This window comes from Alteromonas sp. LOR (assembly GCF_000753865.1).
Classification (GTDB): Bacteria; Pseudomonadota; Gammaproteobacteria; order Enterobacterales; family Alteromonadaceae; genus Alteromonas.
In genome coordinates this window covers 349,935-376,490 of record NZ_JQFW01000057.1, presented here as the reverse complement: position 1 = coordinate 376,490, position 26,556 = coordinate 349,935, and the positions used below count along the sequence as shown (strand labels likewise).

Here is a 26,556-nt window from a genome sequence, read left to right as displayed (position 1 = left end):
GGAATTCAATGCACCGTAAGCGTCAAGCTATTCGCGACCACTCAGCGGAAGCCAATCTGTTTGCCCGTCGTGCAACCATTGCCTTTATCATTGTTACCGCCATGCTGGGCATCGTGCTTAATAATCTCTATTCTTTGCAAGTGACACAACACGATGACTATCAAACTCGCTCAAATGGCAATCGCATTAAGGTACTGCCTGTTGCGCCAAATCGGGGGCTAATTTACGACCGAAATGGTGTATTGCTTGCCGAAAATAGACCCGTGTTTAGTTTAGAAGTCATTCCAGAAAAAGTTAACGACATCGATGAAACATTAGCGCGAATTACCACGCTTATGGATATTACTGATGACGAAATTAAACGCTTTCAGAAAAACTTAAAGGGTACTCGCCGCTTCAAACCTATTGTTTTGCGCACGGAACTATCTGAAGAAGAAGTGGCTATTTTCTCAGCCAGTAAGCACAAGTTTAAAGGTGTGCAAATTGAAGCTCGTCTTGCTCGCCATTACCCCTATGCAGAAACCCTCACTCACGTACTTGGCTACGTAGCACGCATTAACAAACGGGACTTGCAAAAGATAGTTGAAGCCGGACAAGAAGATAACTACGCCGCCACCTATGATATTGGTAAGCTTGGCATAGAGAAATACCACGAGGAACTTCTTCACGGCGAGGTAGGCTACCAACAGGTTGAAGTGAATAATCAAGGACGAATAATTCGTGTACTAAACGTAGAGCCGCCAACTCCTGGCAAGGATATTGTGCTTAATATTGACTTATCTCTTCAACAAGAAGCTCAGCGTATACTTGAGGGCACTCGTGGTGCGGTGGTAATTTCAGAAGTAAAGACCGGCGGTGTGCTGGCGCTCTACTCTAACCCAGGCTACGATCCGAATTTATTTGTTCACGGTATCAGCAGTAAAAATTACTCCGCGTTACTCAACTCACCAAACCGGCCGCTCATTAACCGCGCCACTCAAGGCCAATACTCACCCGCATCTACCATAAAGCCGCATCTGGCTTTACTGGGTTTAGAAGACGGTGCGGTCACTGAAGACTACACTATTAAAGATAACGGCCGCTACCGATTACCCAACGTAGACCACGTTTGGCGAGACTGGAAACGATGGGGTCATGGTGAAGTCGACATTGCAAAAGCGATCGAAGTGTCCTGTGACACCTACTATTACGATTTAGCCTATAACTTGGGTATCGATAAAATCAGTGAGGCCATGCGAAATTTCGGCTTTGGTGATTACACGGGTATCGATTTGTACGAAGAATCCGATGCGAATATGCCAAGCAGAGGGTGGAAACGCGCCCGCTTTAATCAACCTTGGTATATTGGTGATACTATTCCTGTTGGCATCGGACAAAGCTTTTGGACCGCCACGCCTATTCAGCTTACCCACTCAATCAACACGTTAGTCAATCGAGGCGAGCGTTACATACCTCAGATCATTCGCGGTTACAGAAACCTTGATGGCACAGACGACCTGATCCCATTGAAAACCTCACGCCCAATCCAGATTAACGATGAGAAGAACCTCGATATTGTATTAAATGCTATGCACGATGTGGTTCATGGCGAAGAGGGAACCGCACGCTTTGCGTTCGCCGACACGCCCTATGAATCTGCGGGTAAGACGGGAACCGCTCAGTTATTTACCGTAGGGCAAGACGAAAAATACAACGCAGACGAAGTGGATGAAAGGCTTCGCGACAACGCCCTCTACGTTGGCTTTGCGCCCTTCGACAACCCAGAAATTTCTATTACGGTGGTGCTAGAAAATGCCGGTGGCGGAAGCTCTAATGCGGCCCCTGTAGCAAGGAAATTAATGGATTTTTATTTTCGAGACAGACGTTTTGAAACCGCAAGTATCGACAGCGAGCTCGACGAATAATGAAAAGAACGGCAATTACGCCAGATAAAATAAGCTTTTTACAGCGCATCCATGTGGATGGCTGGTTGCTGCTTGGCCTGTTGGTCTTAAGTGGCGTTGGACTAGTCACACTCTATTCTGCGTCAGGTCAAGATATGGCGCAGATGGAGCGACAGTTTACTCGCTTAGGTTTAAGCTTTGTCGTTATGGCAATACTGGCTCAACTGCCGCCTGGTTTCTATCGACGCCTTTCACCTTTTGCCTTCGCGGTAGGGCTGCTTATGTTAGTTGCCGTTTTACTTTTTGGTGATATGGGGAAAGGCGCGCAGCGCTGGCTAGACTTTGGCTTCATTCGCTTTCAGCCATCGGAGTTGATGAAGCTTGCCGTACCTATGATGGTAGCATGGTATATCAGTAAACATACCCTACCCCCGCGAACGCACCATATTGCGCTAGGCTTTACTATGGTGGTAGTGCCCACGGTGCTCATTGCCAAGCAGCCTGATTTAGGAACTTCGTTACTTATTGCAAGCTCTGGTGTGTTTGCCATCTTCCTTGCAGGAATGAGCTGGCGCCTTATTTCTCTGGTAGGTGCGCTTATTGGCGCATTCGCCCCTATCATGTGGTTTTTCTTAATGAAGGACTATCAAAAGCAGCGGGTATTAACGTTTTTAAATCCTGAGAGTGACCCACTTGGCTCGGGCTATCATATTATTCAGTCTCAGATAGCGATTGGCTCCGGTGGCGTTGAGGGCAAGGGCTGGCTTCAAGGTACGCAGTCTCAACTAGAGTTTTTACCAGAGCGACATACCGACTTTATCTTTTCTGTTTTTAGTGAAGAATTTGGCCTTACTGGCGTTATGGTATTACTGGCTATCTATTTATACATTATTTTACGCGGTTTAATCATTTCTAGTCGGGCTCAAGATGCTTTCTCAAAACTACTTGGCGGCAGCATAACCCTAACATTCTTTGTCTATGTATTCGTTAACATGGGCATGGTATCGGGGCTTCTCCCCGTTGTGGGCGTTCCTTTACCACTGGTTAGCTATGGTGGAACATCTATGGTGACATTGATGGCAGGTTTTGGCATTCTTATGTCTATTGCAACGCAAAAACGTTTAATATCCCGATGATCTTGCCACTCTCAATGTTTACGCAAATTTCAAAGCTAATGCATCAGCTTTGTCGCATATTGTTGCCATCAGTTTTGTTTTCATCGGTCTTGTTGTCGTTGCTTTCGTTGTTAAACGCGCCAAATTTAGTTAAGCGTTTCATTCACTCAAGTACCCGAGGCTTTTTGCTTTTCTCATGTGTATCGGCGTTTTTGTTAAGCGGATGTCAGTCAGGCCAAACTGGTCGCTATACACAATCACAAGACTCTGCCCCTAATTACGTGGCTAAACTTCCAGAAACCCTTGACGCTGTGCCTAAGTTCGAAGCCTACCGCACCTTTAACAACAGACCGTACAAAGTCCTTGGCAAACATTATACGCCGATGACCTCAGGCAAAGGCTACGAAAAGGTAGGATATGCCAGTTGGTATGGTCAGAAGTTTCATGGCCACCTTACGTCAAATGGTGAAACTTACAATATGTTTGCCATGAGTGCAGCGCACAAAACCTTGCCTCTACCCTCTTTCGTGCGAGTGACAAACTTAGAAAATAATAAACAAGCAATTGTTCGCGTAAACGATCGAGGCCCCTTTCACGACAATAGAGTTATTGATTTGTCTTATGCCGCTGCGGTGAAGTTGGGCTATCACAGCAAAGGCACTGCAAAGGTAAAACTAGAGGTCATTCATTTCGATGAAGACAATAACGTCACAATAGGCAGTAATCCCACCGTTAGTTATGATGAATACTTGGGTATAGATGTTCCGGATAAGATTGCTACGAGTAAAATAGCACCAAGTAAGATGGCTCAGTCTGAAGTCGTTGAAGAGACAGCACAACGCAATGAACAATCTACAGCCACTCAAAATGAAAGCCCCATCAATGCTGGTGGTATGTTTATTCAGGTTGCAGCTCTATCTAACGCAGAGAAAGCCAAGTCCATAAGCAATGTGTTGTCTGCGTTATATCAGCTCCCCGCCCATCTCCCTGTAAATAACAACATCTACAAACTTCAGCTTGGTCCTATTGAAGACGAACAAATGATTGAAGACGTGTTAAGTCAGCTTAAACAAAACGGCTACCCACATGCTTATGCAATAAGACAGCCTCAATAGCACTTTCATCGAAACTTTTTCGGTAAACCCTAGTCCTATGTTCAGCCTTGCGATAGACTTCGGTACTAATGTAAGTTCTATTGTAATTTCTATCGAAATTTCTATGACAATCTCTATCTGTCATTTGATATGCAATTACTAATCGCTCTTGATGGGTAGTCTTAGTGGTGAGAACGTCAATCTAAGAGTAGCTGTAAACTCACACGGATATAACTCGGTAAAAGAAATAAACCATGCTCAAAATAATTAAACGCGCTAAAGCGCCTTCACTGTCATTTGCCTTCTTATTGCTTGGCGTATTTTTTAACATTGCTCACGCTGCTGTTGTTACCCCCCCAGCGCCTACTGTAGCCGCAGAAGGTTTTTTGCTTACTGATTTTGAAACCGGTCATGTCATCGCAGAAAAGAATGCTGATATGCAGCTCGCTCCAGCAAGTCTTACTAAAATAATGACTATCTATGTGATCGGGAAAGAACTTCAGTCGGGCAACATAAGCCTTGATGATGAAGTCACTATTTCAGAAAACGCATGGGCGAAGAAATTTCCAGATTCTTCGAAAATGTTTATCGAAGTAGGTACACAGGTTTCAGTAAGCGATCTACTTCGCGGTATCGTGGTGCAATCAGGTAACGACGCGTGTGTGGCTATGGCAGAACATGTAGCAGGCTCTCAATCGGCCTTTGCAAGCATGATGAATGCGCATTCTCAGGCCCTTGGATTAACCAGCACCAACTGGGTTAATGCACATGGTTTACACGACCCAGACCACTACACCACACCCCGTGACATGGCAGTGCTATCTCGCGCACTTATTGCTGAAACGCCAGAAATGTACGCGATTTACAGCGAAAAAGAATTTACGTTTAACGGCATTAAGCAATATAACCGCAACAGCTTGTTGTGGGATAAAAGCCTCAATGTTGACGGTATCAAAACTGGACATACATCTGATGCAGGTTACAGCCTAATAACATCAGCAGAGCAAGGCGACATGCGCCTAATTTCAGTTGTTATGGGCACCGACAGCGAGCGAGCGCGTAAGGTTGAAAATAAGAAGCTGCTTAAATACGGCTTCCGCTTTTTTGAAACCGTCATTCCTTATGAAGCTGGTCAGAGCTTTGTAGCACACCGAATTTACATGGGTGACAGAGAAACTGTAGACCTTGGAATTAATCAATCTACCCCCATTACCATTCCACGCGGTCAAGCTGAGAACCTAGAAGCTAATTTTGAGCTAGATAAAAAGCTTGAAGCACCACTGGCGAAAGGACAAGTTGTTGGAAAGCTTTACCTTCAGCTTGGTGGTGAAGACGTCGCTAGCTACCCCCTTGTTACACTTCAAGAAGTGAAGGAAGGCAGCATGTTCAACCGCCTAAAAGATTACATAATGCTTCAAATTGGTTTTGACGACGAATAAATAATTGCGTTAACACCTAGTTGTGAAGCGGCCAGATTGATACAATCTGGCCGTTTTTTTATATAAAGTTTACATACCGAGAATATCGCATGGATACCCGTTTCGACGAACTGTTAGATTTTCCCACACACCAGACGTTTAAAATTATGGGCGTTGCTCATGAAGACTTACCCGAACAGGTAATATCGTGCTTGCAGCAACACGCGCCTGGTGATTATGTGCCCGCTATAAAGCCTAGCAGCAAAGGCAGTTATCACTCATTGTCATTAAGCGTACGAGTAACCAGTAAAGAACATATGGAAACCATTTACACCGAGCTGGCCAAGCTAGAATTAGTTAGGGTTGTTCTGTAAGTGAGTACGCAAGAGCAGGTTGCTAAAGCCAGCGATGACGTTAGCTCAAAAAGTGACGTCATTATCCGCCAGTTGGGGCGTCAATCTTACGAACCAATTTGGCAAGCAATGCAGCGCTTTACTGATGAGCGTGACAATGACACTACTGATGAAATTTGGCTAGTGGAACACGACCCCGTGTTTACACAAGGTCAAGCTGGAAAGGCAGAGCATATATTGTTGCCTGGCGATATTCCTGTTGTACAAGTTGATAGAGGTGGCCAAGTCACCTATCACGGCCCAGGTCAGCTAATAATATATTTGCTTTTAAACATTAAACGTAGAAAATTAGGCGTAAGACATCTGGTCACCGCAATGGAAGAAGCGGTGGTAGGATTGCTAGCCCCCCATGATATTACTGCTTATCCAAAGCCAGACGCACCAGGCGTTTACGTCAACGAGCAAAAGGTCTGCTCACTTGGCTTAAGAATACGTAATGGTTGCTCATTTCATGGACTAGCGTTAAATGTTAATATGGATTTATCACCGTTCCAGCGTATTAATCCATGCGGCTATGCAGGTATGGAAATGACGGACACCGCGCGTCTTAACGGTCCCGATTCGCTTGAACAGGCTGGCAATGAGCTTGTACGCTTATTACTAGAGGCGCTTTCCTTTACGGAAACAACATATAAAGAAGGTTTTGATGAGTAACGCACGACCTACAGCGGGGGTAAAACTCCGAGATGATGAAAAAGTAAAACACATTCCAATCACCATTGTTCCCACTGAAAAGGAAGAAATGCTGAGGAAGCCTGAGTGGATCAAGATTAAACTTCCCCGCTCTACGGAAAAAATTGATCACATCAAGCGTACGCTTAGAAAGAACAATCTGCACTCGGTTTGCGAAGAAGCAAGCTGTCCAAATTTAGCTGAGTGCTTTAATCATGGTACTGCAACGTTCATGATCCTTGGTGATATATGCACACGTCGCTGTCCGTTTTGCGATGTTGCTCATGGTAAGCCATTACCACCAAGCGCTGAAGAGCCTGAAAAGCTAGCTAAAACCATTGCAGAGATGAATCTTCGCTATGTGGTTATTACCTCGGTTGACCGAGATGACCTGCGCGATGGCGGTGCACAGCATTTTGTAGACTGCATTAATGCCATTCGAGAGCACAGCCCTACTACCACTATTGAAGTGCTAGTACCCGATTTCAGAGGGCGAATGGATCGTGCACTTGAGATATTTAAAAATGGTGAGCCTGATGTGTTCAATCACAACTTAGAAACCATTCCTCGCCTTTACCGCGAGTGTCGTCCTGGTGCTAATTATCAGTGGTCCCTTGATTTGCTCAAAAAGTTTAAAGCGCAGCACCCTCACATTAAAACCAAATCTGGCTTGATGATGGGAATGGGTGAAGAAAACGAAGAGATCCAAGGTGTATTAAGAGACCTTCGTGATCACGACGTTGATATGCTGACGCTAGGGCAATACCTACAGCCCAGCCGTCACCACTTCCCTGTGAAGCGATACGTGCACCCCACTGAGTTTGATGCTCTAGGCGATTACGCGAAAGAAATAGGATTTACCCACGCAGCGTGTGGTCCAATGGTACGTTCAAGTTACCATGCCGATCAGCAAGCTGCCGGTGTAGAAGTAAAATAGGCATATCTATGTCAATAAGAGGCGGCCGTTAATAGCGAGCCGCCTTTTTTGTATAACGAGTGACAAAGTAAGGACGACTGCTAAAATGCAGCCACACTTATTTATCGCAAAAAATTGCAAAAAGCAGACAACAGGGTATTCATGCGTAAACATATTTATATCGCCTATACAGGCGGCACCATAGGGATGAAGCCATCGAGTCAAGGGTATGTACCTGCTGCTGGGTTTTTAACAGAAACTCTGGCGAAAATGCCTGAGTTTAACCGCAGTGAAATGCCCCTTTTTACTATTCATGAGTACGACAATTTAATCGACTCTTCGGATATGGATCCATCTGATTGGCAACGTATTGCAGACGATATAGCTGATAACTATAACGATTACGACGGCTTTATTATTTTGCATGGTACCGACACCATGGCCTACACGTCGTCTGCTTTAAGTTTTATGCTCGAAGACCTCGCTAAGCCGGTGATAGTGACGGGCTCTCAAATACCGCTGGCTGAACTGCGCTCAGATGGTCAGGTAAACCTGTTAAATGCCCTGTTTATTGCCGCCAACTACCCTATCGCAGAAGTTGGGTTATTTTTTAACAATCGTTTACTGCGCGGAAATCGCAGCCGTAAGGTAGATGCAGACGGCTTTAATGCCTTTGACTCACCTAACTTTCCTCCTTTACTGGAAGCCGGAATAAATATTCGGCTTAAAGCCGGTGAATTAGCAAAAGCGTCAGATAAAAAGCTGACCGTTTCTAATGTATCCGCTCAGCCCATCGGCATGGTGAGCCTGTATCCGGGAATTGCGCCTGAAGTTATTAAAAACACGCTGCAGCAACCGGTTAATGCACTCATACTATTAAGTTATGGTGTGGGGAATGCACCTCAAAACCCAAAACTGATTGAGCAGTTGCAATACGCTAAATCGAGAGAAATACCGGTGGTTAACTGCACTCAATGCATGCGCGGTAGAGTAAACATGGGTGGATATGCAACCGGCCATGGCCTTCAAGAAGTTGGCGTGCTCTCGGGCAGTGACATGACCCCAGAGGCTGCACTAGCAAAACTGCATTATTTATTAAGTAAAAATCTCTCGTTTGAACAAATCAATTTACTGCTCACCGCCAACCTGCGCGGCGAGTTAAGCGAATAAGGTACTAAATTTTGACACAAAGTTATTCTGGTGCATTACGAAAAATGCGTACTCATGCATTTGATAATAATGAAGTTTGCTATGAACTCCCTATTGGAGATAGCAGCGTAGACATGAACGCACTGATAGGACGGGAGATTTCATTGTCCTTTAACAATGAAATTCACTGTGTTCACTGCAGCCGAAAAACCAAAAAGAGTTTCAACCAGGGTTATTGCTACCCTTGCCTAATTTCACTTGCTCAGTGCGACAGCTGTATTATAAAACCTGAAAAGTGCCACTACCACGAAGGTACGTGTCGCGAGCCAGAATGGGGCGAAGCCCACTGCTTTAACGAACACTTTGTCTACTTAGCTAATACAGGCAACGTGAAAGTGGGTATTACCCGAGAAATAACCGAATCTGTCTCGCCTCGCTGGATGGACCAAGGCGCAACGCAAGCCACGGTTATGTTGCGCGTTCCAGACAGGTTAACTAGCGGGCTTGTGGAAACGTTATGCAAAAACCATATTGCCGATAAGACTAACTGGCGCACCATGTTAAAAGGCAAGCCAGATGAAGTGGATTTGATAGCGGTAAAACACGAGCTCATGGAGAAAATTTCCGATGAACTTGCTGCATTAAAACAAGAAAAAGGGCTTCAAGCTGTATCTGAGGTAGAGTCGAAAGTACATCAAATCAACTTTCCCGTAGACACTTACCCAGAAAAAATAAAGTCGATTAATCTCGACAAAACCCCTGACTTTTCTGGTGAACTTAAGGGGATTAAAGGGCAATACTGGATGCTTGATGGCGACAGGGTCATCAACATCCGAAAATTTGCTGGCTATAACGTCACGCTTCAAGTTTTCTAGACGTTACGCTTAAAGCCATATTTTAAAGATGCCACAAAGAAAATGAGCTGCTAAAGGCGCACGCAACGTGCGCCTCAACACTTATCTTCAGTAGCAGGTATTTTTCATTAACTCCAATGCTCAAAAAACGCAGTAGTGTCACGCTCTGGCTTTGGTGCTGGCTCGAAAGCTGGCGTACCTAAATACAAAAACCCAACGAGTTCGTCTTCTTCTGACATCCCTAGCCCACTTTTGACAACGGGACACTGTGCATAGCTACCGGTGCGCCACATTCCGTTAAACCCTTGTGCTACCGCCGCCATTTGCATGGCCATAACACCACAAGAGGCAGATGCTATCTGCTCAACACGAGGGACTTTTTCGTGTTCTTTGTATTGTGCAATGGCAACAATAACCATAGGCGCACGCAAAGGAAGTTGTGGGGCTCTATCTATTTCTTTTTGACTTTTGTCGTTTTCAATTGCAGATGCTTCAAAAAGCGCCCCAAGTTTGTTTAACCCTTTGCCTTGGCATACCACAAACCGCCATGGGGTAAGGCAAGCGTGATCAGGAGCACGTAAAGCCGCTTGCATAATATTTTCCAGCGCATCTCCGCTAGGAGCAGGCTCGTTTAAGCGTGGCTGAGAGCTTCGATTAAGAAGTAGAGATAATGCATCCACTTTGGGCCTCCTTGGTGACGCCTCATTGAAACAAGATATTGATGTACTGTGGCGTCAGTATTTTGATAAAGAAACTAATTCGTTTGTGCGTCAATCTTACGGAGGTCAGCGGTGACTGTCGACCAAAACCACCTCGCTTGGCATTAAATGAGGTCATTCAATCGCAACACCATATATCAGTTTCCGATTCTACGATATTGTTAAGCGTGAACTTCCTATTTCGTATATGACTACGTAATCTTTTTATTGTCAGATTACGTATTTTTAATATTCGTAATGCACTGCAAATAAGGAGATTAAGATTTTGAACAAGCCATCTAATACAACTCCTAATGCTTCTCCATTGTCTCGTTTGATGAAAAAAGGCCAGTCAAAAACAGGTTATAAATTAACCTCTGGAAACTTGCTTATGCAGATGAGTGAAAACGACCACAAACGAATTGCTAAACTAATTGCCAATTGGTTAGAACGCGATAAATAGTGACATAGCACTCGTCTGTAGCGCTATGTATATATGAAATAAACGAACGGGAATAACGGAGGATTCGTGAGAAGTGTACTGATACATCTGTTTGTAATGGTTTTTTCAATAGCGGTCGTAGTCGGTTGCAAAGCCGTATCTAACGAAGTAAGGGAAGCACAACCTGAGAATACTGCAAAGGCGAGACTGAGTGAGTTGCCTGACGCCCTCACATCAAGCGAGCTTTTTGACACCACTATTCTTACACCCACTCAGTTGTTTGATAATTTCTACTTTGTTGGGTATGTCAGCGTCGGAAGCTTTGTTATACAAACCTCCGATGGAATTGTACTCATCGACTCGATGTGGACGCCAAACGATGCCAAAACGGTAATAGTGCCAGGAATGATAGAACTTGGATTAGACCCTAAAGACATCAAGTTTGTTTTGATAACACATGGGCACAGCGATCACTATGGCGGCGCGCACTATTTTGAACAGGAATATGGGGCCAAAATATTAATGCGGGAACAAGAGTGGCGTTTTATTAATAACCCAGAGGCACCAGTCTTAACAGATCCCTTTGGCAATTACTCTACAGAAATACCCCCTCCAACGACCTATACATCTGTGGCTGATAAAGACGTCTTAAACTTCGGGGATACCCAAGTAACCATTCTTGCCACACCAGGGCACACACCAGGCGCGACATCGCTCATAATATCAGCAGAAGATGGTGGAAAAAAACATACTGTAGCGTTATGGGGCGGAACAGGATTACCAGATACGTTAGAGGCAAATAAACGTTACCTTCAATCTCTTAACTACTTTCAAAGCGTCGTTAATGAAAAAAGAGCCGACGTCACTATTTCAAATCATCCGTTTTCGAATAATTTAATAGAGAAAATGAAATTATTGAACCAACAGAAAGCGTCTATGCCAAACCCGTTGGTCGTCGGCAATGAAGCTATCAACGATTACATAGACAACGAATTAAGAAGTAATGTGAAGGAAAAAATTTCATCACTGGATTAGCTATGGCTTGCCTTTATTGAACTATGGCCGTGTTTACCCAATATAAATCAACCTTGATTTCAGTGTTGGCTTGACGCTAAAAAGACTGTACTGATGGGGAAATAATATGAGTTCCGTCGTTATGTGGTATATATTTGATTGTCCGTTACTTACTAGTTTTAAGGTGCTGAATGCTGTTTTATCGGTGGAAGTTACAAAAAATTACAATTAACTTAGCGATCTTATGCGAAACAGGTAACATAATGACATTAGTGTAGTTGGATTTACCATCGCACATAGCGCTCAAAAATTTGAAAAACAATCACACTTCAGAAAAAGGTAGTAAAATATGGCGGCCAAGGGAAATTGGACTAAATCCTTGTTTATTGGCTTGTGGACGGTACTGAACTTCACCCGCAAACTTTTCTTCAACGTAATATTCATTGTAATTTTCGTTGGCATAATCATGGCCATCGCGAACCAAGACGGTGAGCAGCTGACAGTTAAATCCGATAGTGCGCTATACCTCACACTTAATGGCCAGCTGGTGATTGAAAAAGAGAGCGTTGACCCCTTCGAGCAGTTTTTGCAAGAGTCATTAGGCAGCGAACCCGACAATCCAGAAGTGCTTGTACGTGATGTCGTAGATGTGCTTGAAAACGCGGCAAAAGACAGAAGAATTAAAGCACTCGTCCTAGACCTTCAAGGGCTTACTGGTGGTGGACTAGACAAGCTTCGCGTTGTTGCAGAGGCCATTGAGTCATTTAAAGAATCTGAAAAGCCTGTTTATGCAATAGGCGACTACTACTCTCAAGATCAATACTACTTAGCAGCCCAAGCTGACAAAGTGTACCTCAACCCTATGGGTGGGCTGTTGCTTGAGGGTTACGGCCGTTACGGTATGTATTTTAAAGACATGCTAGATAAACTCAAAGTGACTACACATATATTCAGAGTGGGCACATACAAGTCGGCAGTCGAGCCGGTCATGAGAAATGACATGTCTGCTGAAGCAAAAGAAGCAGAAAAGCAGTGGTTAGACGGGTATTGGAAGCAGTATAAAGAAGATGTTGCAGCCGCCCGCGGTATAGACGTCACTAACTTTGATGAAACGGCTAACGAATTGCTGTCTAAGTTTGAGGCTGCGGGAGGCGATTTCGCTCAATACGCCCTAGATAACAATTGGGTAGATGCACTAAAAACCCGCGAAGAAGTGAGACAAGAGCTTATCGAATTAGTGGGTGAAGGTGATAACCAGCAGGGAATCAACCTAACAGCCTTTAACACCTACCTAAAAGTCATTAATCCGCCGATGCCTAAAACCAATAATGACATGGAAAAAGTGGCAATCGTAGTGGCGAAAGGTACCATCTTAGACGGTAATCAAAAAGCCGGTACGATTGGTGGCGACAGCACAGCACGATTACTGCGTCAGGCTCGCTTAGACGACAATATTAAAGCAGTAGTGCTTCAAATAGACTCACCAGGCGGCAGTGCTTTTGCCTCAGAAGTGATTCGCCAAGAAATATTACAGCTGCGTCAAGCGGGTAAACCGGTTATCTCTTCAATGAGTACTTATGCAGCATCTGGCGGTTATTGGATAGCAGCAAGCACTGATAAAATTATTGCAAGCCCAAGTACAATCACAGGGTCAATTGGTGTGTTTGGTATGTTTATGACGTACGAAAATTCACTAGACTATTTAGGCATACACAGCGATGGCGTTGGCTCTACTGACATTGCAGGCTTATCGCCAGCAAGAGCGCTCTCTCCGGCGTTTGGGCAAATCCTTCAGCGCAATGTGGAAAACACTTACGGAAACTTTTTATCACTAGTAGCAAACGCTAGGGATATGACTGTTGAAGAAGTCGACACTGTTGCTCAGGGGCGCGTGTGGATTGGTGAAGACGCATTAGAGTTAGGGCTTGTTGATGAGCTTGGTGAGCTTGATGATGCAGTAGCAACTGCTGCTGAATTCGCTGAACTAGAAAACTACGACACAGTGTATGTGCAGCGCAGCCTTTCTGCTCAAGAACTGTTTTGGAAGGAATTCTTTGGTCAGGCTATGACATTTGTTAGTAAATGGCAGTTCGCTAACAGCAACTCTGCGCTTATCAATGAATTTAAACGCGTTATGGGTGAGTTTAATACCCTCAATGAGCTTAACGATCCAAAAGGCACGTACATATTGTGCTTACCTTGCGATGTGAGATAATAATCCAGTGACATTTACCTCACAAAGCTTTAAAAAAACGCCGTCTTAAACGGCGTTTTTTTTACTATCTTTTTCAATTTTTGTAATTTTCAAATAATCTAGGGGGGCAATTCGCCACACTATCCCCTTCTATCTTGCAGGACGAACGCCATCGCTACTCGTGACTTATCTGAGCAACAGCAACATGAAATCCATGCTGCGCTAAACGCTTGTTATGACAAAGCAGATGACTATTTTAATAGACAATTCGTCCGCCCTCACCTGTCGTTTCGACGCTCAGGTAAAAACGCAGGCACTGCATTCTTACAGCAAAATAGAATTAATCTGCACCCATTGCTGTTTAAGCAAAACCAACAGGCATTTTTAGAAGAAGTGATACCTCATGAGGTAAGTCATCTTCTGGTTTGGACTTTGTTTGGAAGGGTGAAGCCTCATGGTAACGAGTGGCAGAGCATTATGATTGAGGTGTTTGGATGTGAGGCAAAAACAACGCATAGCTTTGATGTCAAAGCGGTGACGAACACCGTGGCTTATTCCTGTGACTGCAGTGAGCATGCCCTGTCAATGCGACGCCATAAAAGCATTCTCACCGGTACACGCTATCGTTGTAGGAAGTGTAATTCAGAACTAAAACAGAATACTTAATTAAACCAATTCTCGGTAAACGCATTGTCTAAGTCTTTAAACGCTGTTTTGAGTAACTGCGCTAGTTCTTTATATTTTGGTTTTGATTTGACCGAAGCGACGTTACAGCCCTGTGAGCGCATTGAAGAATGTATTTCTTGATACCAGCTGTTCAACTGGGGCGGTAAATATTGGTCAGAGCGATGGCCTAACCACAGCAAACCTTGTATGGGGAGACTAAGAAAAAACATGCCCATGGCAATGGTCTGTGGAATAAACTGCGTACCTAAGTTTTGAAGCAACAGTAAACACATTACCATGGTGGCTGGCGGCATGGTCTTTATAGCGAATTTAGTGGCAGCCACAACTCTGCACTCTGGGAAAAAACCATACAGCTCTTTCCTCATGGGCCATGTTTTCATGTATTGTTGGCCATCTTTCAACATTGCCATCACTGACTGAGACATGCTTCACCTCTAAACGTGCGTATTGCACTACGCACTGATTTATTGCTTAACGTAAATTGTAATCTTCTTTACATTTAATACAAGAAACACCGACGTCTTGCCCACTTTTTCTGCCGTGTTTTATTGCTAGATTGCCGATTCTTAATTTATATTGACTGAAATTTCAAAAATTTTATCCACGTACATGTTCGAATATTGATATCCTAGCGCTCATAACGAGGTTTGAAATCTTGGCGAATCATTTCGAATTGCTTAGCCAGCACTTTTTTAGCATTCATGACTGAAAAGAATGGGGCTTTAAAGGTTGATTTAAATCCAAACGACCTCACTTTCTTTTTACAAATTTATGAATAGTCTACATACCCTGTTGATGGGTGTTATTGGAGAGGAAAATGTCAGAAAGCAGACACGTCCGTCTACTTATTTTAGGTTCGGGTCCTGCGGGTTACTCGGCAGCAGTTTATGCAGCACGTGCTAACTTAGAACCGGTTCTATTAACCGGTATTCAACAAGGCGGACAGCTTACGACCACCACCGAAGTTGAAAACTGGCCTGGCGATCCTGAAGGACTAACGGGACCAGACTTGATGGTTCGCATGCAAAAACATGCTGAAAAATTTGATACTGAAATCATATTTGATCACATTAACAAAACTGACCTCAGCAAACGTCCATTTACCCTACATGGTGATAACGGTACTTACACCTGCGACGCACTTATCATTTCTACAGGTGCATCAGCAAAGTATTTAGGTCTTGAATCAGAGCAAGCCTTCATGGGTAAAGGCGTATCAGCATGCGCAACCTGCGACGGATTTTTCTATCGCAACCAAAAAGTAGCGGTTGTTGGCGGTGGTAATACCGCAGTAGAAGAAGCGCTATATTTGTCTAACATTGCTTCTGAAGTTCATGTAATCCACAGAAGGGATACTTTCAGAAGTGAGAAGATCCTTGAGCATCGTCTACGAGACAAAGCGGAAAACGGCAACGTTGTATTGCATCTAAATAAGACACTAGATGAAGTACTGGGTGATGATATGGGTGTTACAAAAATCCGAATCAAAGATACCGACGGCGATGCCACTGAAGAGCTTGATGTAATGGGCTTATTCATCGCCATTGGTCACAAGCCTAACACAGATATATTTGCCGACCAGCTCACTATGAAAGACGGCTATATAGTTGTGAACAGTGGTTTGCACGGCAACGCCACACAAACTAGCGTAGAAGGCGTTTTTGCCGCTGGTGACGTTAGTGACCACGTTTATCGTCAGGCGATCACGTCTGCCGGCACTGGTTGCATGGCAGCACTTGATGCAGAAAAATTCTTGGACGGAATGGCTTCTGAACAAGGGTAATCACGGTATAGGCCTTACTTATCCTGATAGGAATTTGTGAGGCCTCTCTTATGCTAGCACTACACTACATTGAAAATGATGCGCCTTTCCCTGAAGTTCATGAGGCGTTAGACGATCCCAATGGTTTGCTTGCTTTTGGCGGCGATTTGAGCCCGCAACGTTTGTTTTCTGCCTACTCTCAAGGCATCTTTCCTTGGTTCAGTGATGACGAGCCCTTGTTATGGTGGTCTCCTGATCCGCGAGCCATTATTAATTTGGATGATTTCTGCGTTTCAAAAAGTTTAAAGAAACTCGTCAGACAGCGAAAATACACGGTAACCCTTAATCATGCATTTAATAGAGTTATCGATACTTGCTCTGCAATACCTCGGGTTACGCAATCTGGAAGCGGCGTATCTAACGAAACCTGGATTACCGACGATATGAAAGCCGCCTATTCGCAGCTTCATGGCTTAGGCATTGCCCACTCTGTTGAGGTATGGGAAAACGAAGAGCTCGTTGGCGGCCTTTACGGCGTAGGTATTGGTAAGGTGTACTGCGGTGAGTCTATGTTTCATAAGAAAAGTAATGCATCTAAGCTTGCAATGGTTGCCCTTGTTGAACACATGCGTTCACAACAGATGGCATTTATAGATTGCCAGTTACCTACAGAGCATTTGTCTTCTTTAGGGGCACGCACAGTCAGCAGAAACGACTTCATTAAGACGCTGAGAGAGAATAATCAGACCGTAAATTCACAGGGTGAGCTAAGCTCTGAGTATGTACAGCGCTGGCGTCCGAGGGTAATAACGCCATGAAGTTTGGTATTACACAATCATTTTCTTGTAGCTATCTTCCTCACAAGGAAGAACGTTTACTGGTATATGCAGAGGAAGATACATTTTTATCAGCGCGTTATTCACAGCTCATTCAAGCTGGTTTTAGACGCAGTGGCGAGCAAATTTATCGCCCCCATTGCGTTAGCTGTAATAAATGTCAGTCTGTGAGGATACCCGTTGATGCCTTCGCCCCCTCTCGCAGCCAAAAGCGGATTTTAAAAGGAAATGCCACACTATCTGTAAAGTTAAGCACTTCTTTAAAGCCTGAATATTATCCGTTATACGAGCGGTACATCAACGAACGGCATTCGGATGGGTCTATGTACCCGCCCTCCTATGAGCAATTTGACAATTTTTTAAGCTGCACATGGATGGCACCGCATTTTTTGGAAGCTTATGACAATGATAAGCTCGTAGCGGTTGCAGTAACCGACGTACTAGAGGACAATGTACACACAAGCGCGCTATCTGCGTTGTATACCTTTTTTGATCCTGACTATGCTGCCTCATCTCTCGGTACGTGGATGATCCTCATGCAAATTGAGCAGGCAAGGTCAGCAGGCCACCATTATGTTTACTTAGGGTACTATGTGGAAGGCTGTCAAAAAATGAGCTATAAGCACAAATTTCACCCCTTTGAACAGTTTATAGACAACCAATGGCGTCTATTTACTAAAAAACCAGCTTAATCGCTTTACACTGCTCGCAAGATTGGTTAATGTCTGCGCGGCAAAAATTTTGAATTACTGAGGTAACTGCTTTACATGGCAAAAGAAGATTGTATTGAAATGGAAGGTACGGTGCAAGACACTCTACCTAATACTATGTTCCGCGTAGAACTAGAGAACGGTCACGTAGTGACTGCACATATTTCTGGTAAAATGCGTAAGAACTATATCCGAATTCTTACTGGCGATAAGGTCACTGTTGAGATGACTCCTTATGATTTGACCAAAGGTCGTATCATTTATCGCGCAAGATAATGAGCCATTGAAGCGGTAACGCATAAAAAAAGCCCGATAATTTTTTAATTATCGGGCTTTTTCATTTGTGCTGCGAGCCTGTAGCTTAGAGCGCTAATGAGCAACAGCTTTACACGTTGCTTAAACACAACCAAACTGCTGCCTTAACGACAGTTTGGATTTCTCTTCGTCATTACAGACGGGCCACTCTCTTAAATAGGCTCTTCAAATGGGCTCTTAAATAGGCTTTTAAAATTAGCTCTTAAAAGCCTTGCACAATTAACTAGGCTCAGCTTGCTCTGACTTCGTATCCACGCCGCTGTATTCAAACGTTAATTTGTCATCAACGTAATCCACTTTAACGTTTCCGCCTTTCGCCAGCTCACCAAACAGCAGCTCATTGGCCAGTTCTTTCTTAAGCTCATCTTTTATGAGACGTGCCATTGGGCGCGCACCCATCGACTTGTCATACCCTTTTTCTGCCATGTAAGCTCTTGCTTCAGAGGTCACCTCTAAAGACACACCTTTCACGTCTAACTGGGCCTGCAACTCGATAATGAACTTGTCTACCACCTGTAGGATGATTTCAGCATCCAAGTGATTAAACCAAATGATGCCATCAAGACGGTTGCGGAACTCAGGGGTGAATATCTTATTGATTTCACTTAACGCATCGTGGCTGTGATCTTGTTGCTTAAAGCCAATAGACTTACGCACGGTTTCCTGAACGCCAGCATTCGTTGTCATCACTAGCACAACATTTCTGAAATCAACTTTGCGTCCGTTGTTATCAGTCAGTGTGCCGTGGTCCATTACCTGCAATAATATGTTGTAAATATCGCTGTGAGCTTTCTCAATCTCGTCCAATAGCACAACCGAATACGGGTTTTTAATTACCGCATCAGTCAGCAACCCGCCTTGGTCGAAACCAACATAACCTGGAGGCGCACCAATTAGGCGACTTACAGCATGACGTTCCATGTACTCAGACATATCGAAGCGCACTAGCTCAACACCCATAATATTTGAAAGCTGTTGAGTCACCTCCGTTTTACCTACACCGGTTGGACCTGCAAATAAGAAACTACCAATTGGCTTTGTTTCAGCGCCTAATCCAGAGCGAGACAGCAATATAGCGTCATTGAGGGTCTCTATCGCTTTGTCCTGACCGAACACTACCATCTTAAGGTTGCGCCCTAGGTTTTTAAGTACTTCTTTGTCAGATGCCGATACGGACTTCTCAGGTATACGAGCCATTTTCGCAATGATTTGCTCTATATCACCCACATTGATTGTTTTCTTACGCTTTGACGGTGCAAGAAGACGCTGACTAGCGCCCGCTTCGTCCATTACATCAATGGCTTTATCAGGCAAATGTCTCTCATTGATGTACTTCGCAGACAGCTCTGCTGCAGCCTGAATCGCTTTTTGCGTGAAGCGCACATTGTGGTGATCTTCGTAACGGCTTTTCAGTCCAAGTAAAATCTTCGTAGTGTCGCTAACACTTGGCTCAGTCACATCAACCTTTTGGAAACGACGAGCTAAGGCACGGTCTTTCTCAAAAATACCTTGGTATTCTTGATACGTCGTTGAACCAATACAGCGTAATTCGCCGCTTGATAACTTAGGTTTTAGCAAGTTAGACGCATCCATGACGCCGCCAGAGGCAGCACCTGCACCAATAATGGTATGAATTTCATCTATGAACAATATGGCGTGTTCATCTTTGCTTAGCTCCTTGAGGATAGCCTTAAGACGTTTTTCAAAGTCGCCGCGATATTTTGTTCCCGCCAATAAACCGCCAAGGTCGAGAGAGTAAACTGTACTTTCTGCGATAACATCAGGGACGTCGTCGTTCACAATACGATAAGCTAACCCTTCGGCAATGGCCGTTTTACCCACACCAGCTTCACCAACAAGTAGCGGGTTATTTTTACGACGTCTGCATAAGATTTGAATCGTACGTTCAACCTCTGCATCACGGCCGATAAGAGGGTCTATTTTGCCATCTTTTGCGTGGCGGTTTAAATCGGTAGCGTATTTACCTAACGCTGTGCCGTTTTCTTCGCCGCTCTCAGCCTCTTCTGGGGTTTCAGAATTGATTGACTCATCATCCTCAGCTTTGCTCACGCCATGGCTGATGTAATTAACCACATCCAATCTGGTGACGTCTGCTTTCTTGAGAATGAATACCGCTTGCGACTCTTGTTCGCTAAAGATTGCTACTAGCACGTTTGCGCCAGTCACTTCGTCTTTACCCGAAGATTGAACATGAAAAACCGCGCGCTGCAATACGCGTTGAAATCCAAGCGTTGGCTGGGTTTCGCGTTCGTTAAGCTGCTCGTCAAGAATGAGCGGCGTTGTATCTTTCACAAAAGATAGCAATTCGCTTTTAACGGCCTCAACGTCTGCGCCACACGCTTTTAATGCATCGCGAGCTGCTGTGTTGTCCAGCAATGCCAACAACAAGTGCTCTACCGTCATAAACTCATGACGGTGCTCTCTGGCAAATACAAACGCACTATTTAGCGTTTGTTCTAATTCTTTATTTAACATATTGCTCGCCCTCTACAAATTGCCTTATGCCTGCTCCATAGTGCACATCAATGGGTGCTGATGTTTGCGTGCGTACTGATTGACTTGCATCACTTTTGTTTCTGCAATCTCAGCGGTAAACACACCACAAACCGCTTTACCTTGATAATGCACGGTAAGCATAAGTTGATTGGCTTTCTCAGCGTCCAAATTGAAAAACTGCGTGAGAACCTCTATAACAAAATCCATTGGTGTATAGTCGTCATTATTCAACAACACTTTATACATGGGAGGCGGCTGCGGCTTTTGTCGCTGCGCGTCTTTTTGCTTTTCCTTTTCAATACTAATAGCGTTGTCTTTACTCATAACTTAATAATAGTGTGTTACTGGCAGATGTCGTTAAACTTTTGGATAAAATTAATTCACATTAGCTCTTGACATAATATGGTTAAAAAATCTACATTTTGATAGTGACATTGAGTATCTGTCTATATCGATACTCAATACTCTATGCTCTCGGATCTATAATGGGGGCATAAACGTGTGAGTTCAAGGATTAAGAGGAAGTCGAAGTATGGCGGTTGGCAAAGTTAAATGGTTTAACAACGCGAAAGGTTTTGGGTTTATCGTTCCAGAGGAAGGTGGTGATGACATATTCGCTCACTACTCAACAATTCAGATGGAAGGTTATCGCTCATTGAAGGCAGGTCAAGAAGTTCAGTTCGAGGTGCAACAAGGTCCAAAGGGCTTGCATGCAGAGAACATAGGTTTTGTAGAAGAACCAGAGCGTTAAAGAAAAATTCTAAGCAGCCCGACTGCCATGTCGGGCTCTTCTAACACTCTTTTTTCCGGTCAACATTAAAGGAAAAAGAGCGGTTTTTGTCGTCCCAACTATTACCTATGCTTTATAGGTTTACGGCCCATCCTTACCAAAATACATTGTTCCGCGACGTATCCTAAGCCTTAAATCCCCGTTTTCTTAACTCGATTTGCACCCGAATATTGTGCTTTTTTAAATAAAAGTCCTGTCACATTTCGTATTTTGAATCAAAATTTTCTTCGAATATGGATAAATTGTAATAGCTATGAGTGGATGTAAATCACATGCCGCTAGCTAGGCTAGCATCTTTTCATCGAACAACACCCTTCCCCCCATTAGAATTCCCAATAGAAAAATATATAAAGCTCGAAAATAAAGAGTTAAATACCCGGTAACTCATCAGTAATATTAAGTTCTTGCGTGGCCATTGCTATTAAGTCTTCATCAAGAGGTGGCGGCACAATATCTACATCTGCGCTTAACCCCGCAACAATAGCGCGCAGCACTGCAACCCTAGCTTGCCACTTATGCTCACCATCAATAATTTTCCATGGTGCGAATGGCGTGTTTGTTTTGGCAAACATATCATTAATTGCACTAATATAATGATGTCGTTGCTTACTATTGTGCAGGTCTTCTGCAGTGAGCTTCCAGCGTTTATAAGGATTGCGAAGTCTTTCTTCAAAGCGTTTTCGCTGCTCTGCAGCTGAGATATGCATAAACAGCTTTATAATTCGAACACCGCTATTGTGAAGTGTCTCTTCAAACTCGTTAATTTCTCGGTACCCACGCTGCCATTGTGCATCACTGGCCAATTGATCAACGCGTTCGACTAACACCCTTCCATAGTGGGAACGGTCAAATATAGTCATATTCCCAGGGGCCGGAACATGATGCCAAAAACGATAAAGAAAATGCTTAGCCTGGTCTTTTTCATCAGGCTTAGCCACGGGTAATACTCGCACGCCGCGGGGATCGAGTTTTTCGGTAACTCGCCTTATCGCACCGCCTTTCCCCGATGCGTCCCAGCCTTCAAAAATAATCAATGCTCGTCGATTTTGATGAAAATACGCTTGCTGAACGTGAAAAAGCTGTTCTTGAAGGGCTTTCTCCTCTGCTTTGTAAGTCTCTTTATCCGTAAAGCGGGACGCAGGAAACTCATGCTTAAGAGTGAGTGTGTTCGCGGTTTCGCGCCTTTGCTCTTGAGGCTTTTCCCTCGACACCACCGAACGTTGTTCTTTTTCACTCATGTTTAAATTCCCTTCGTATTACGCCTTATTCACTTAAGCTGCATCACATTCGCTAACGCAGACGTAGACGCAATATGTCAGCACGTAAAAATAGGCGCTAGCGTTAACATCAACCATAGCAGAAAGAGGCTTTATGGCGAAAAAAAGACAATAAAAAACCCAGAAGCAGCACTTCTGGGTTTTTGGTATATGCACTAATTAGCGCGCTATTTATTCAGTACTTGCGCGCTATTTGCGCGCTAATTACGTGTTAACTAGGCGCTAATAGCGCCCTATCAACTGAGCTAAAGCTCTTAAGCGCCGATAATTGCTTTAAGCGTCTCACTTGGAGACATTGCAGCGAAAACCTTGTCTTCGTCTGGGTAGTAGTAACCGCCAATTTCTTGCGCTTTACCCTGTGTCGCATCAATCTCTGCAATAATGTCGTCCATTTTTGCAGAAAGTTCGTCGTAGACAGACTTAAACTGCGCAGCAAGCTCAGCATCTTCGCTTTGATTAGACACTTCTTGTGCCCAATACAGACCAAGGTAAACGTGGCTACCACGGTTATCAAGCTGCCCTGCTTTACGCTGTGGTGACTTACCGTCGTTAAGCAGTGTTTCAGTTGCTTTGTCTAATGCTTCTGCAAGAATCTTCGCTCTCGGGTTTTTGTGCTTAATAGCAACATCTTCTAAAGAAACGGCTAACGCAAGGAATTCGCCTAGTGAATCCCAACGTAAATGGCCTTCTTCAACAAACTGTTGAACGTGCTTTGGTGCTGAACCACCTGCACCCGTCTCGTAAAGGCCACCGCCCGCCATCAATGGAACAATGGATAGCATCTTAGCACTGGTACCAAGCTCTAAAATTGGGAACAAATCAGTGAGGTAATCACGAAGCACATTACCGGTTACAGAAATAGTATCAAGCCCGCGAATTGCGCGTTCCATGCTGTAACGAATAGCGCGTACTGGAGACATTATTTGAATGTCTAAGCCAGAAGTATCGTGATCTTTTAGGTAGGTATTCACTTTCTCAATAAGCTGGGCATCGTGTGCACGCTCATCGTCCAGCCAGAATACCGCAGGCATGCCTGATTGACGTGAACGAGTCACCGCTAGCTTCACCCAGTCTTGAATAGGCGCGTCTTTCACCTGACACATACGCCAGATATCGCCTTCCTCAACGTCATGAGAAATAAGCACGTTGCCGTCTTGGTCTACGATAGACACTGTACCATCAGCTTCCAATTCAAATGTTTTATCATGAGAACCGTACTCTTCAGCTTTTTGCGCCATTAGGCCAACGTTTGGCACTGTACCCATTGTTGTTGGATCGAACGCACCATGGGTTTTACAGAAGTTAATCGCTTCTTGATAAATAGTCGCGTACGTACTTTCTGGAATAACCGCTTTAGTATCGTGCGCTTTTCCATCCGGTCCCCACATTTGACCAGAGTTACGGATCATTGCAGGCATTGAAGCATCTACAATAACGTCACTTGGTACGTGAAGGTTTGAAATGCCTTTATCTGAATTAACCATCGCCATTGGTGGTCTATCTGCGTAACACGCATTGATATCTTTTTGGATTTCAGAACGCTGACTTTCAGGAAGGGTCGCTATTTTGTCGTAAACGCTACCTAAACCATTGTTAGGGTTAACGCCTAACTCTTCGAAAAGGTCGCCGTACTTGTTGAACAGGTCTTTGTAGAAAACTTTAACACAGTGTCCGAATACAATAGGGTGCGACACTTTCATCATCGTTGCTTTCACGTGTAGTGAGAACAATACGCCTGAATTTTTCGCATCTTCAATCTGTTCTTCAAAGAATTCACAAAGCGCTTTTTTGCTCATGAACATGCCGTCGATAACTTCGCCAGCTAGCAAATCTACGCGAGGCTTAAGGGTTTTCTTACTGCCATCTTTACCCGTAAATTCAATGCTTACGTGACCGTCTTTTTCAACGGTAACCGACTTTTCTGCCGAGTAGAAATCGCCGCCGCGCATGTGAGCCACGTGTGAACGAGACGCTTGAGACCACTCACCCATTGAATGAGGATGCTTGCGAGCGAAGTTTTTAACTGCTGTTGGTGCTCTGCGATCAGAATTACCTTCACGAAGTACAGGGTTTACTGCACTACCAAGTACTTTGCTGTAGCGTTCGCGAATCTCTTTGTCTTCATCGGTTTTAGGCGAGTCAGGAAACGCAGGTACATTGAACCCTTTGTCGTTAAGCTCTTTGATGGTTGCGCGAAGCTGTGGAATTGAGGCACTGATGTTTGGAAGCTTAATGATGTTTACATTAGGATCTTGAGTCAAATCACCAAGTTCAGATAATGCATCCGGTACTTTTTGCTCTTCTTTCAGATATTCTGGGAAGTTTGCTAAAACACGGGCAGCTAGTGAGATGTCGGTTAGTTCAACATCGATGCCTGCTGCAGCAGCAAATTTCTTGATAATTGGAAGTAACGAATACGTTGCCAACATTGGCGCTTCATCCGTCTTCGTATAGATGATCTTAGACTTGGTCATTATATACCTCTGTTAAGTCGGCAGAGTGCTGCCGTTTTTAATCCATTTTGTTGCAACAACCCGCTACAAAGGGTAGCGCCCACGGTCATTGCAATACGTAATTACTCTTTCGCCTCACAAAGCATTGCTGTCTGTAAACGCGATTATTGTCTTTCGTCTTCGTTTTCCGCCGCACATCCTTTTAACAATGCGCTTAGGCGGCGTGTCTTTGTGACAATCAATGCTACAAGTCATTGCAACAAACGCCCTTCACATATCACTCTGTCATTTTACAACGGATAAACGAATGCACAGCCTATAACATTGGCTGCGTTCATTAGTATAGGGTCGAAAGTTCGAGTTACAAGTCATACCATTGTCTTAGTGATAAAGATCAACGTATTAATTGGCAATTTGGTCCGAAAAGGAAGAGAAATACAGGGGGAAATACAGGAACCATTATTTGAACCGTGCTACGATCGTTAACATGCTGAGGGTGATAAAAATGCACTAAATAGGTATAAACACCATAAAGGTTATGCTTGATGAGCGATATCCAAAGCATAGTTTCGTCACGCAAATGAAAACCGCGACGCAGCATCCGTATTTTTGACAACACATACATCAATACCACTTTAAACAGGCTTTCTATGCAGTCCGATACAAAAGTTATTCTTTTCAACAAACCGTTCCAGGTGCTCTCTCAATTTACCGATGCAGATGGTCGCGAAACGTTAAAAGACTATATAGAGGTTCCTGATGTGTATGCGGCGGGCCGACTAGACAGAGACTCTGAAGGACTTTTAGTGCTTACCAACAATGGTAAATTACAGCACAAGCTTGCCCACCCAAAAGCTAAAACCAGCAAAACCTATTGGGCTCAAGTTGAAGGCATACCAGATAATGCCGCTATTCAGTCACTGCAAGCGGGTGTAGAGCTGAAAGACGGCATGACTCAACCTGCAAAAGTTAAATTAATGTCTGAGCCTACGGTATGGGATAGGCATCCCCCTGTAAGGTTTCGTCAATCTATTCCTACTTCATGGCTTGAAATTACTATTACCGAAGGACGTAACAGGCAAGTTAGACGAATGACGGCTCACGTGGGCTACCCTACTCTACGCCTGATTCGTTATCGTGTTGGAAACTGGACCATAGACGGCATTCAAAACGGCAAGTTCGTAAGCATTGATGGATAGTGTGTAAAATAGTGTGATGAAATAGTGCGGTGAAATAACTTAATGAAATAGCCACTGTGTTTTGAGAGCCTGTATTCGGTACTAGGAGATGCGCCTTTTTAGCCTTAGCTCCTATGGTGGATAAAGAGTCAAAACAACTGTTCATATT

General features: G+C 44.1%; 25 protein-coding genes. 19 read left to right on the top strand and 6 right to left on the bottom strand.

Translation table 11 applies throughout. The annotated features are described in order from the left end of the window. Positions 1 to 8: 8 nt before the first annotated feature. The 9 genes from mrdA (at position 9) to JV36_RS0118540 (ending at position 9,535) form a co-directional block, all read left to right on the top strand. Positions 9 to 1,904, top strand: a complete 1,896-nt coding sequence (gene mrdA, locus JV36_RS0118580) for a penicillin-binding protein 2 (protein ID WP_032096510.1) — start codon at positions 9 to 11, stop codon at positions 1,902 to 1,904. Then, on the top strand, positions 1,904 to 3,019 hold the full coding sequence (gene rodA, locus JV36_RS0118575) for a rod shape-determining protein RodA (protein WP_032096511.1): 1,116 nt from the start codon (positions 1,904 to 1,906) through the stop codon (positions 3,017 to 3,019). The genes mrdA and rodA overlap by 1 nt, the downstream gene beginning before the upstream one ends. Before the next feature lie 164 nt (positions 3,020 to 3,183). After that, positions 3,184 to 4,113, top strand: a complete 930-nt coding sequence (locus tag JV36_RS0118570; RefSeq protein ID WP_235207893.1) for a septal ring lytic transglycosylase RlpA family protein — start codon at positions 3,184 to 3,186, stop codon at positions 4,111 to 4,113. A gap of 233 nt (positions 4,114 to 4,346) precedes the next feature. Continuing rightward, the gene (locus JV36_RS0118565; RefSeq protein WP_052010217.1) at positions 4,347 to 5,531 is read left to right on the top strand and encodes a serine hydrolase; all 1,185 of its coding nucleotides are present in this window, start codon (positions 4,347 to 4,349) and stop codon (positions 5,529 to 5,531) included. Between the two features lie 89 nt (positions 5,532 to 5,620). Beyond that, positions 5,621 to 5,884, top strand: coding sequence for a DUF493 family protein YbeD (ybeD, locus tag JV36_RS0118560; protein WP_032096512.1), 264 nt, complete (start codon positions 5,621 to 5,623; stop codon positions 5,882 to 5,884). A gap of 108 nt (positions 5,885 to 5,992) precedes the next feature. Next, positions 5,993 to 6,577 (top strand): lipoyl(octanoyl) transferase LipB, encoded by a 585-nt coding sequence (gene lipB / locus JV36_RS0118555; RefSeq protein ID WP_235207904.1) that lies wholly within the window; start codon positions 5,993 to 5,995, stop codon positions 6,575 to 6,577. Beyond that, complete coding sequence (gene lipA / locus JV36_RS0118550) at positions 6,570 to 7,532, top strand: lipoyl synthase (RefSeq protein ID WP_032096513.1); 963 nt, start codon at positions 6,570 to 6,572, stop codon at positions 7,530 to 7,532. Before lipB ends, lipA begins: the two co-directional genes overlap by 8 nt. A 141-nt stretch (positions 7,533 to 7,673) precedes the next feature. Next, a complete protein-coding gene (gene ansA, locus JV36_RS0118545; protein WP_032096514.1) occupies positions 7,674 to 8,681 on the top strand; it encodes an asparaginase in 1,008 nt (335 codons plus the stop codon). Between the two features lie 11 nt (positions 8,682 to 8,692). Beyond that, entirely contained in the window at positions 8,693 to 9,535 is an 843-nt protein-coding gene (locus tag JV36_RS0118540; RefSeq protein ID WP_081926719.1) for a DUF2797 domain-containing protein, read from the top strand. A 107-nt stretch (positions 9,536 to 9,642) separates the two neighbouring features. On the opposite strand, the gene JV36_RS0118535 is transcribed toward JV36_RS0118540, so the two are convergent. After that, complete coding sequence (locus JV36_RS0118535; RefSeq protein ID WP_032096515.1) at positions 9,643 to 10,194, bottom strand: NAD(P)H nitroreductase; 552 nt, start codon at positions 10,192 to 10,194, stop codon at positions 9,643 to 9,645. 304 nt (positions 10,195 to 10,498) lie between these two features. Between JV36_RS0118535 and JV36_RS19740 the strand changes: the two genes are divergently transcribed. The 4 genes from JV36_RS19740 to JV36_RS19535 all read left to right on the top strand — a co-directional run bounded on the left by JV36_RS19740 (position 10,499) and on the right by JV36_RS19535 (position 14,528). After that, positions 10,499 to 10,675, top strand: a complete 177-nt coding sequence (locus JV36_RS19740) for a hypothetical protein (protein ID WP_160173364.1) — start codon at positions 10,499 to 10,501, stop codon at positions 10,673 to 10,675. A gap of 66 nt (positions 10,676 to 10,741) precedes the next feature. Continuing rightward, positions 10,742 to 11,689 carry an MBL fold metallo-hydrolase gene (locus JV36_RS0118530; protein WP_235207892.1) on the top strand — a complete coding sequence of 316 codons (948 nt, stop codon included), beginning with the start codon at positions 10,742 to 10,744 and terminating at the stop codon, positions 11,687 to 11,689. Between the two features lie 328 nt (positions 11,690 to 12,017). Continuing rightward, positions 12,018 to 13,883 carry a signal peptide peptidase SppA gene (sppA, locus tag JV36_RS0118525; protein WP_032096516.1) on the top strand — a complete coding sequence of 622 codons (1,866 nt, stop codon included), beginning with the start codon at positions 12,018 to 12,020 and terminating at the stop codon, positions 13,881 to 13,883. A 150-nt stretch (positions 13,884 to 14,033) separates the two neighbouring features. Next, complete coding sequence (locus JV36_RS19535) at positions 14,034 to 14,528, top strand: SprT family zinc-dependent metalloprotease (protein ID WP_081926717.1); 495 nt, start codon at positions 14,034 to 14,036, stop codon at positions 14,526 to 14,528. Here JV36_RS19535 and yfbV read toward each other — a convergent pair. Beyond that, complete coding sequence (gene yfbV / locus JV36_RS0118520; protein WP_032096517.1) at positions 14,525 to 14,974, bottom strand: terminus macrodomain insulation protein YfbV; 450 nt, start codon at positions 14,972 to 14,974, stop codon at positions 14,525 to 14,527. The two genes, JV36_RS19535 and yfbV, sit on opposite strands and share 4 nt — an antisense overlap. 392 nt (positions 14,975 to 15,366) lie before the next feature. Between yfbV and trxB the strand changes: the two genes are divergently transcribed. The 4 genes from trxB (at position 15,367) to infA (ending at position 18,133) form a co-directional block, all read left to right on the top strand. Beyond that, positions 15,367 to 16,332, top strand: a complete 966-nt coding sequence (gene trxB / locus JV36_RS0118515) for a thioredoxin-disulfide reductase (RefSeq protein WP_032096518.1) — start codon at positions 15,367 to 15,369, stop codon at positions 16,330 to 16,332. 50 nt (positions 16,333 to 16,382) lie between these two features. Continuing rightward, complete coding sequence (gene aat, locus JV36_RS0118510) at positions 16,383 to 17,129, top strand: leucyl/phenylalanyl-tRNA--protein transferase (protein WP_032096519.1); 747 nt, start codon at positions 16,383 to 16,385, stop codon at positions 17,127 to 17,129. Further along, positions 17,126 to 17,839 carry an arginyltransferase gene (locus JV36_RS0118505; protein ID WP_032096520.1) on the top strand — a complete coding sequence of 238 codons (714 nt, stop codon included), beginning with the start codon at positions 17,126 to 17,128 and terminating at the stop codon, positions 17,837 to 17,839. The genes aat and JV36_RS0118505 overlap by 4 nt, the downstream gene beginning before the upstream one ends. A gap of 75 nt (positions 17,840 to 17,914) precedes the next feature. Next, entirely contained in the window at positions 17,915 to 18,133 is a 219-nt protein-coding gene (infA, locus tag JV36_RS0118500) for a translation initiation factor IF-1 (protein ID WP_013784390.1), read from the top strand. 258 nt (positions 18,134 to 18,391) lie between these two features. Here infA and clpA read toward each other — a convergent pair whose 3' ends face one another. Next, the gene (gene clpA, locus JV36_RS0118495) at positions 18,392 to 20,668 is read right to left on the bottom strand and encodes an ATP-dependent Clp protease ATP-binding subunit ClpA (protein ID WP_032096521.1); all 2,277 of its coding nucleotides are present in this window, start codon (positions 20,666 to 20,668) and stop codon (positions 18,392 to 18,394) included. A gap of 24 nt (positions 20,669 to 20,692) precedes the next feature. Next, the gene (gene clpS / locus JV36_RS0118490) at positions 20,693 to 21,013 is read right to left on the bottom strand and encodes an ATP-dependent Clp protease adapter ClpS (protein ID WP_032096522.1); all 321 of its coding nucleotides are present in this window, start codon (positions 21,011 to 21,013) and stop codon (positions 20,693 to 20,695) included. Positions 21,014 to 21,221: 208 nt separating this feature from the next. Between clpS and cspD the strand changes: the two genes are divergently transcribed. Then, positions 21,222 to 21,440 carry a cold shock domain-containing protein CspD gene (cspD, locus tag JV36_RS0118485; protein WP_032096523.1) on the top strand — a complete coding sequence of 73 codons (219 nt, stop codon included), beginning with the start codon at positions 21,222 to 21,224 and terminating at the stop codon, positions 21,438 to 21,440. Positions 21,441 to 21,847: 407 nt separating this feature from the next. On the opposite strand, the gene JV36_RS0118480 is transcribed toward cspD, so the two are convergent. Further along, positions 21,848 to 22,717: a polyphosphate kinase 2 family protein gene (locus tag JV36_RS0118480; RefSeq protein WP_032096524.1), complete on the bottom strand. Its 870-nt coding sequence runs from the start codon at positions 22,715 to 22,717 to the stop codon at positions 21,848 to 21,850. Between the two features lie 293 nt (positions 22,718 to 23,010). Beyond that, a complete protein-coding gene (locus tag JV36_RS0118475; RefSeq protein WP_032096525.1) occupies positions 23,011 to 25,230 on the bottom strand; it encodes an NADP-dependent isocitrate dehydrogenase in 2,220 nt (739 codons plus the stop codon). Between the two features lie 629 nt (positions 25,231 to 25,859). Between JV36_RS0118475 and JV36_RS0118470 the strand changes: the two genes are divergently transcribed. Then, entirely contained in the window at positions 25,860 to 26,408 is a 549-nt protein-coding gene (locus tag JV36_RS0118470; protein ID WP_032096526.1) for an rRNA large subunit pseudouridine synthase E, read from the top strand. Positions 26,409 to 26,556 lie beyond the last annotated feature (148 nt).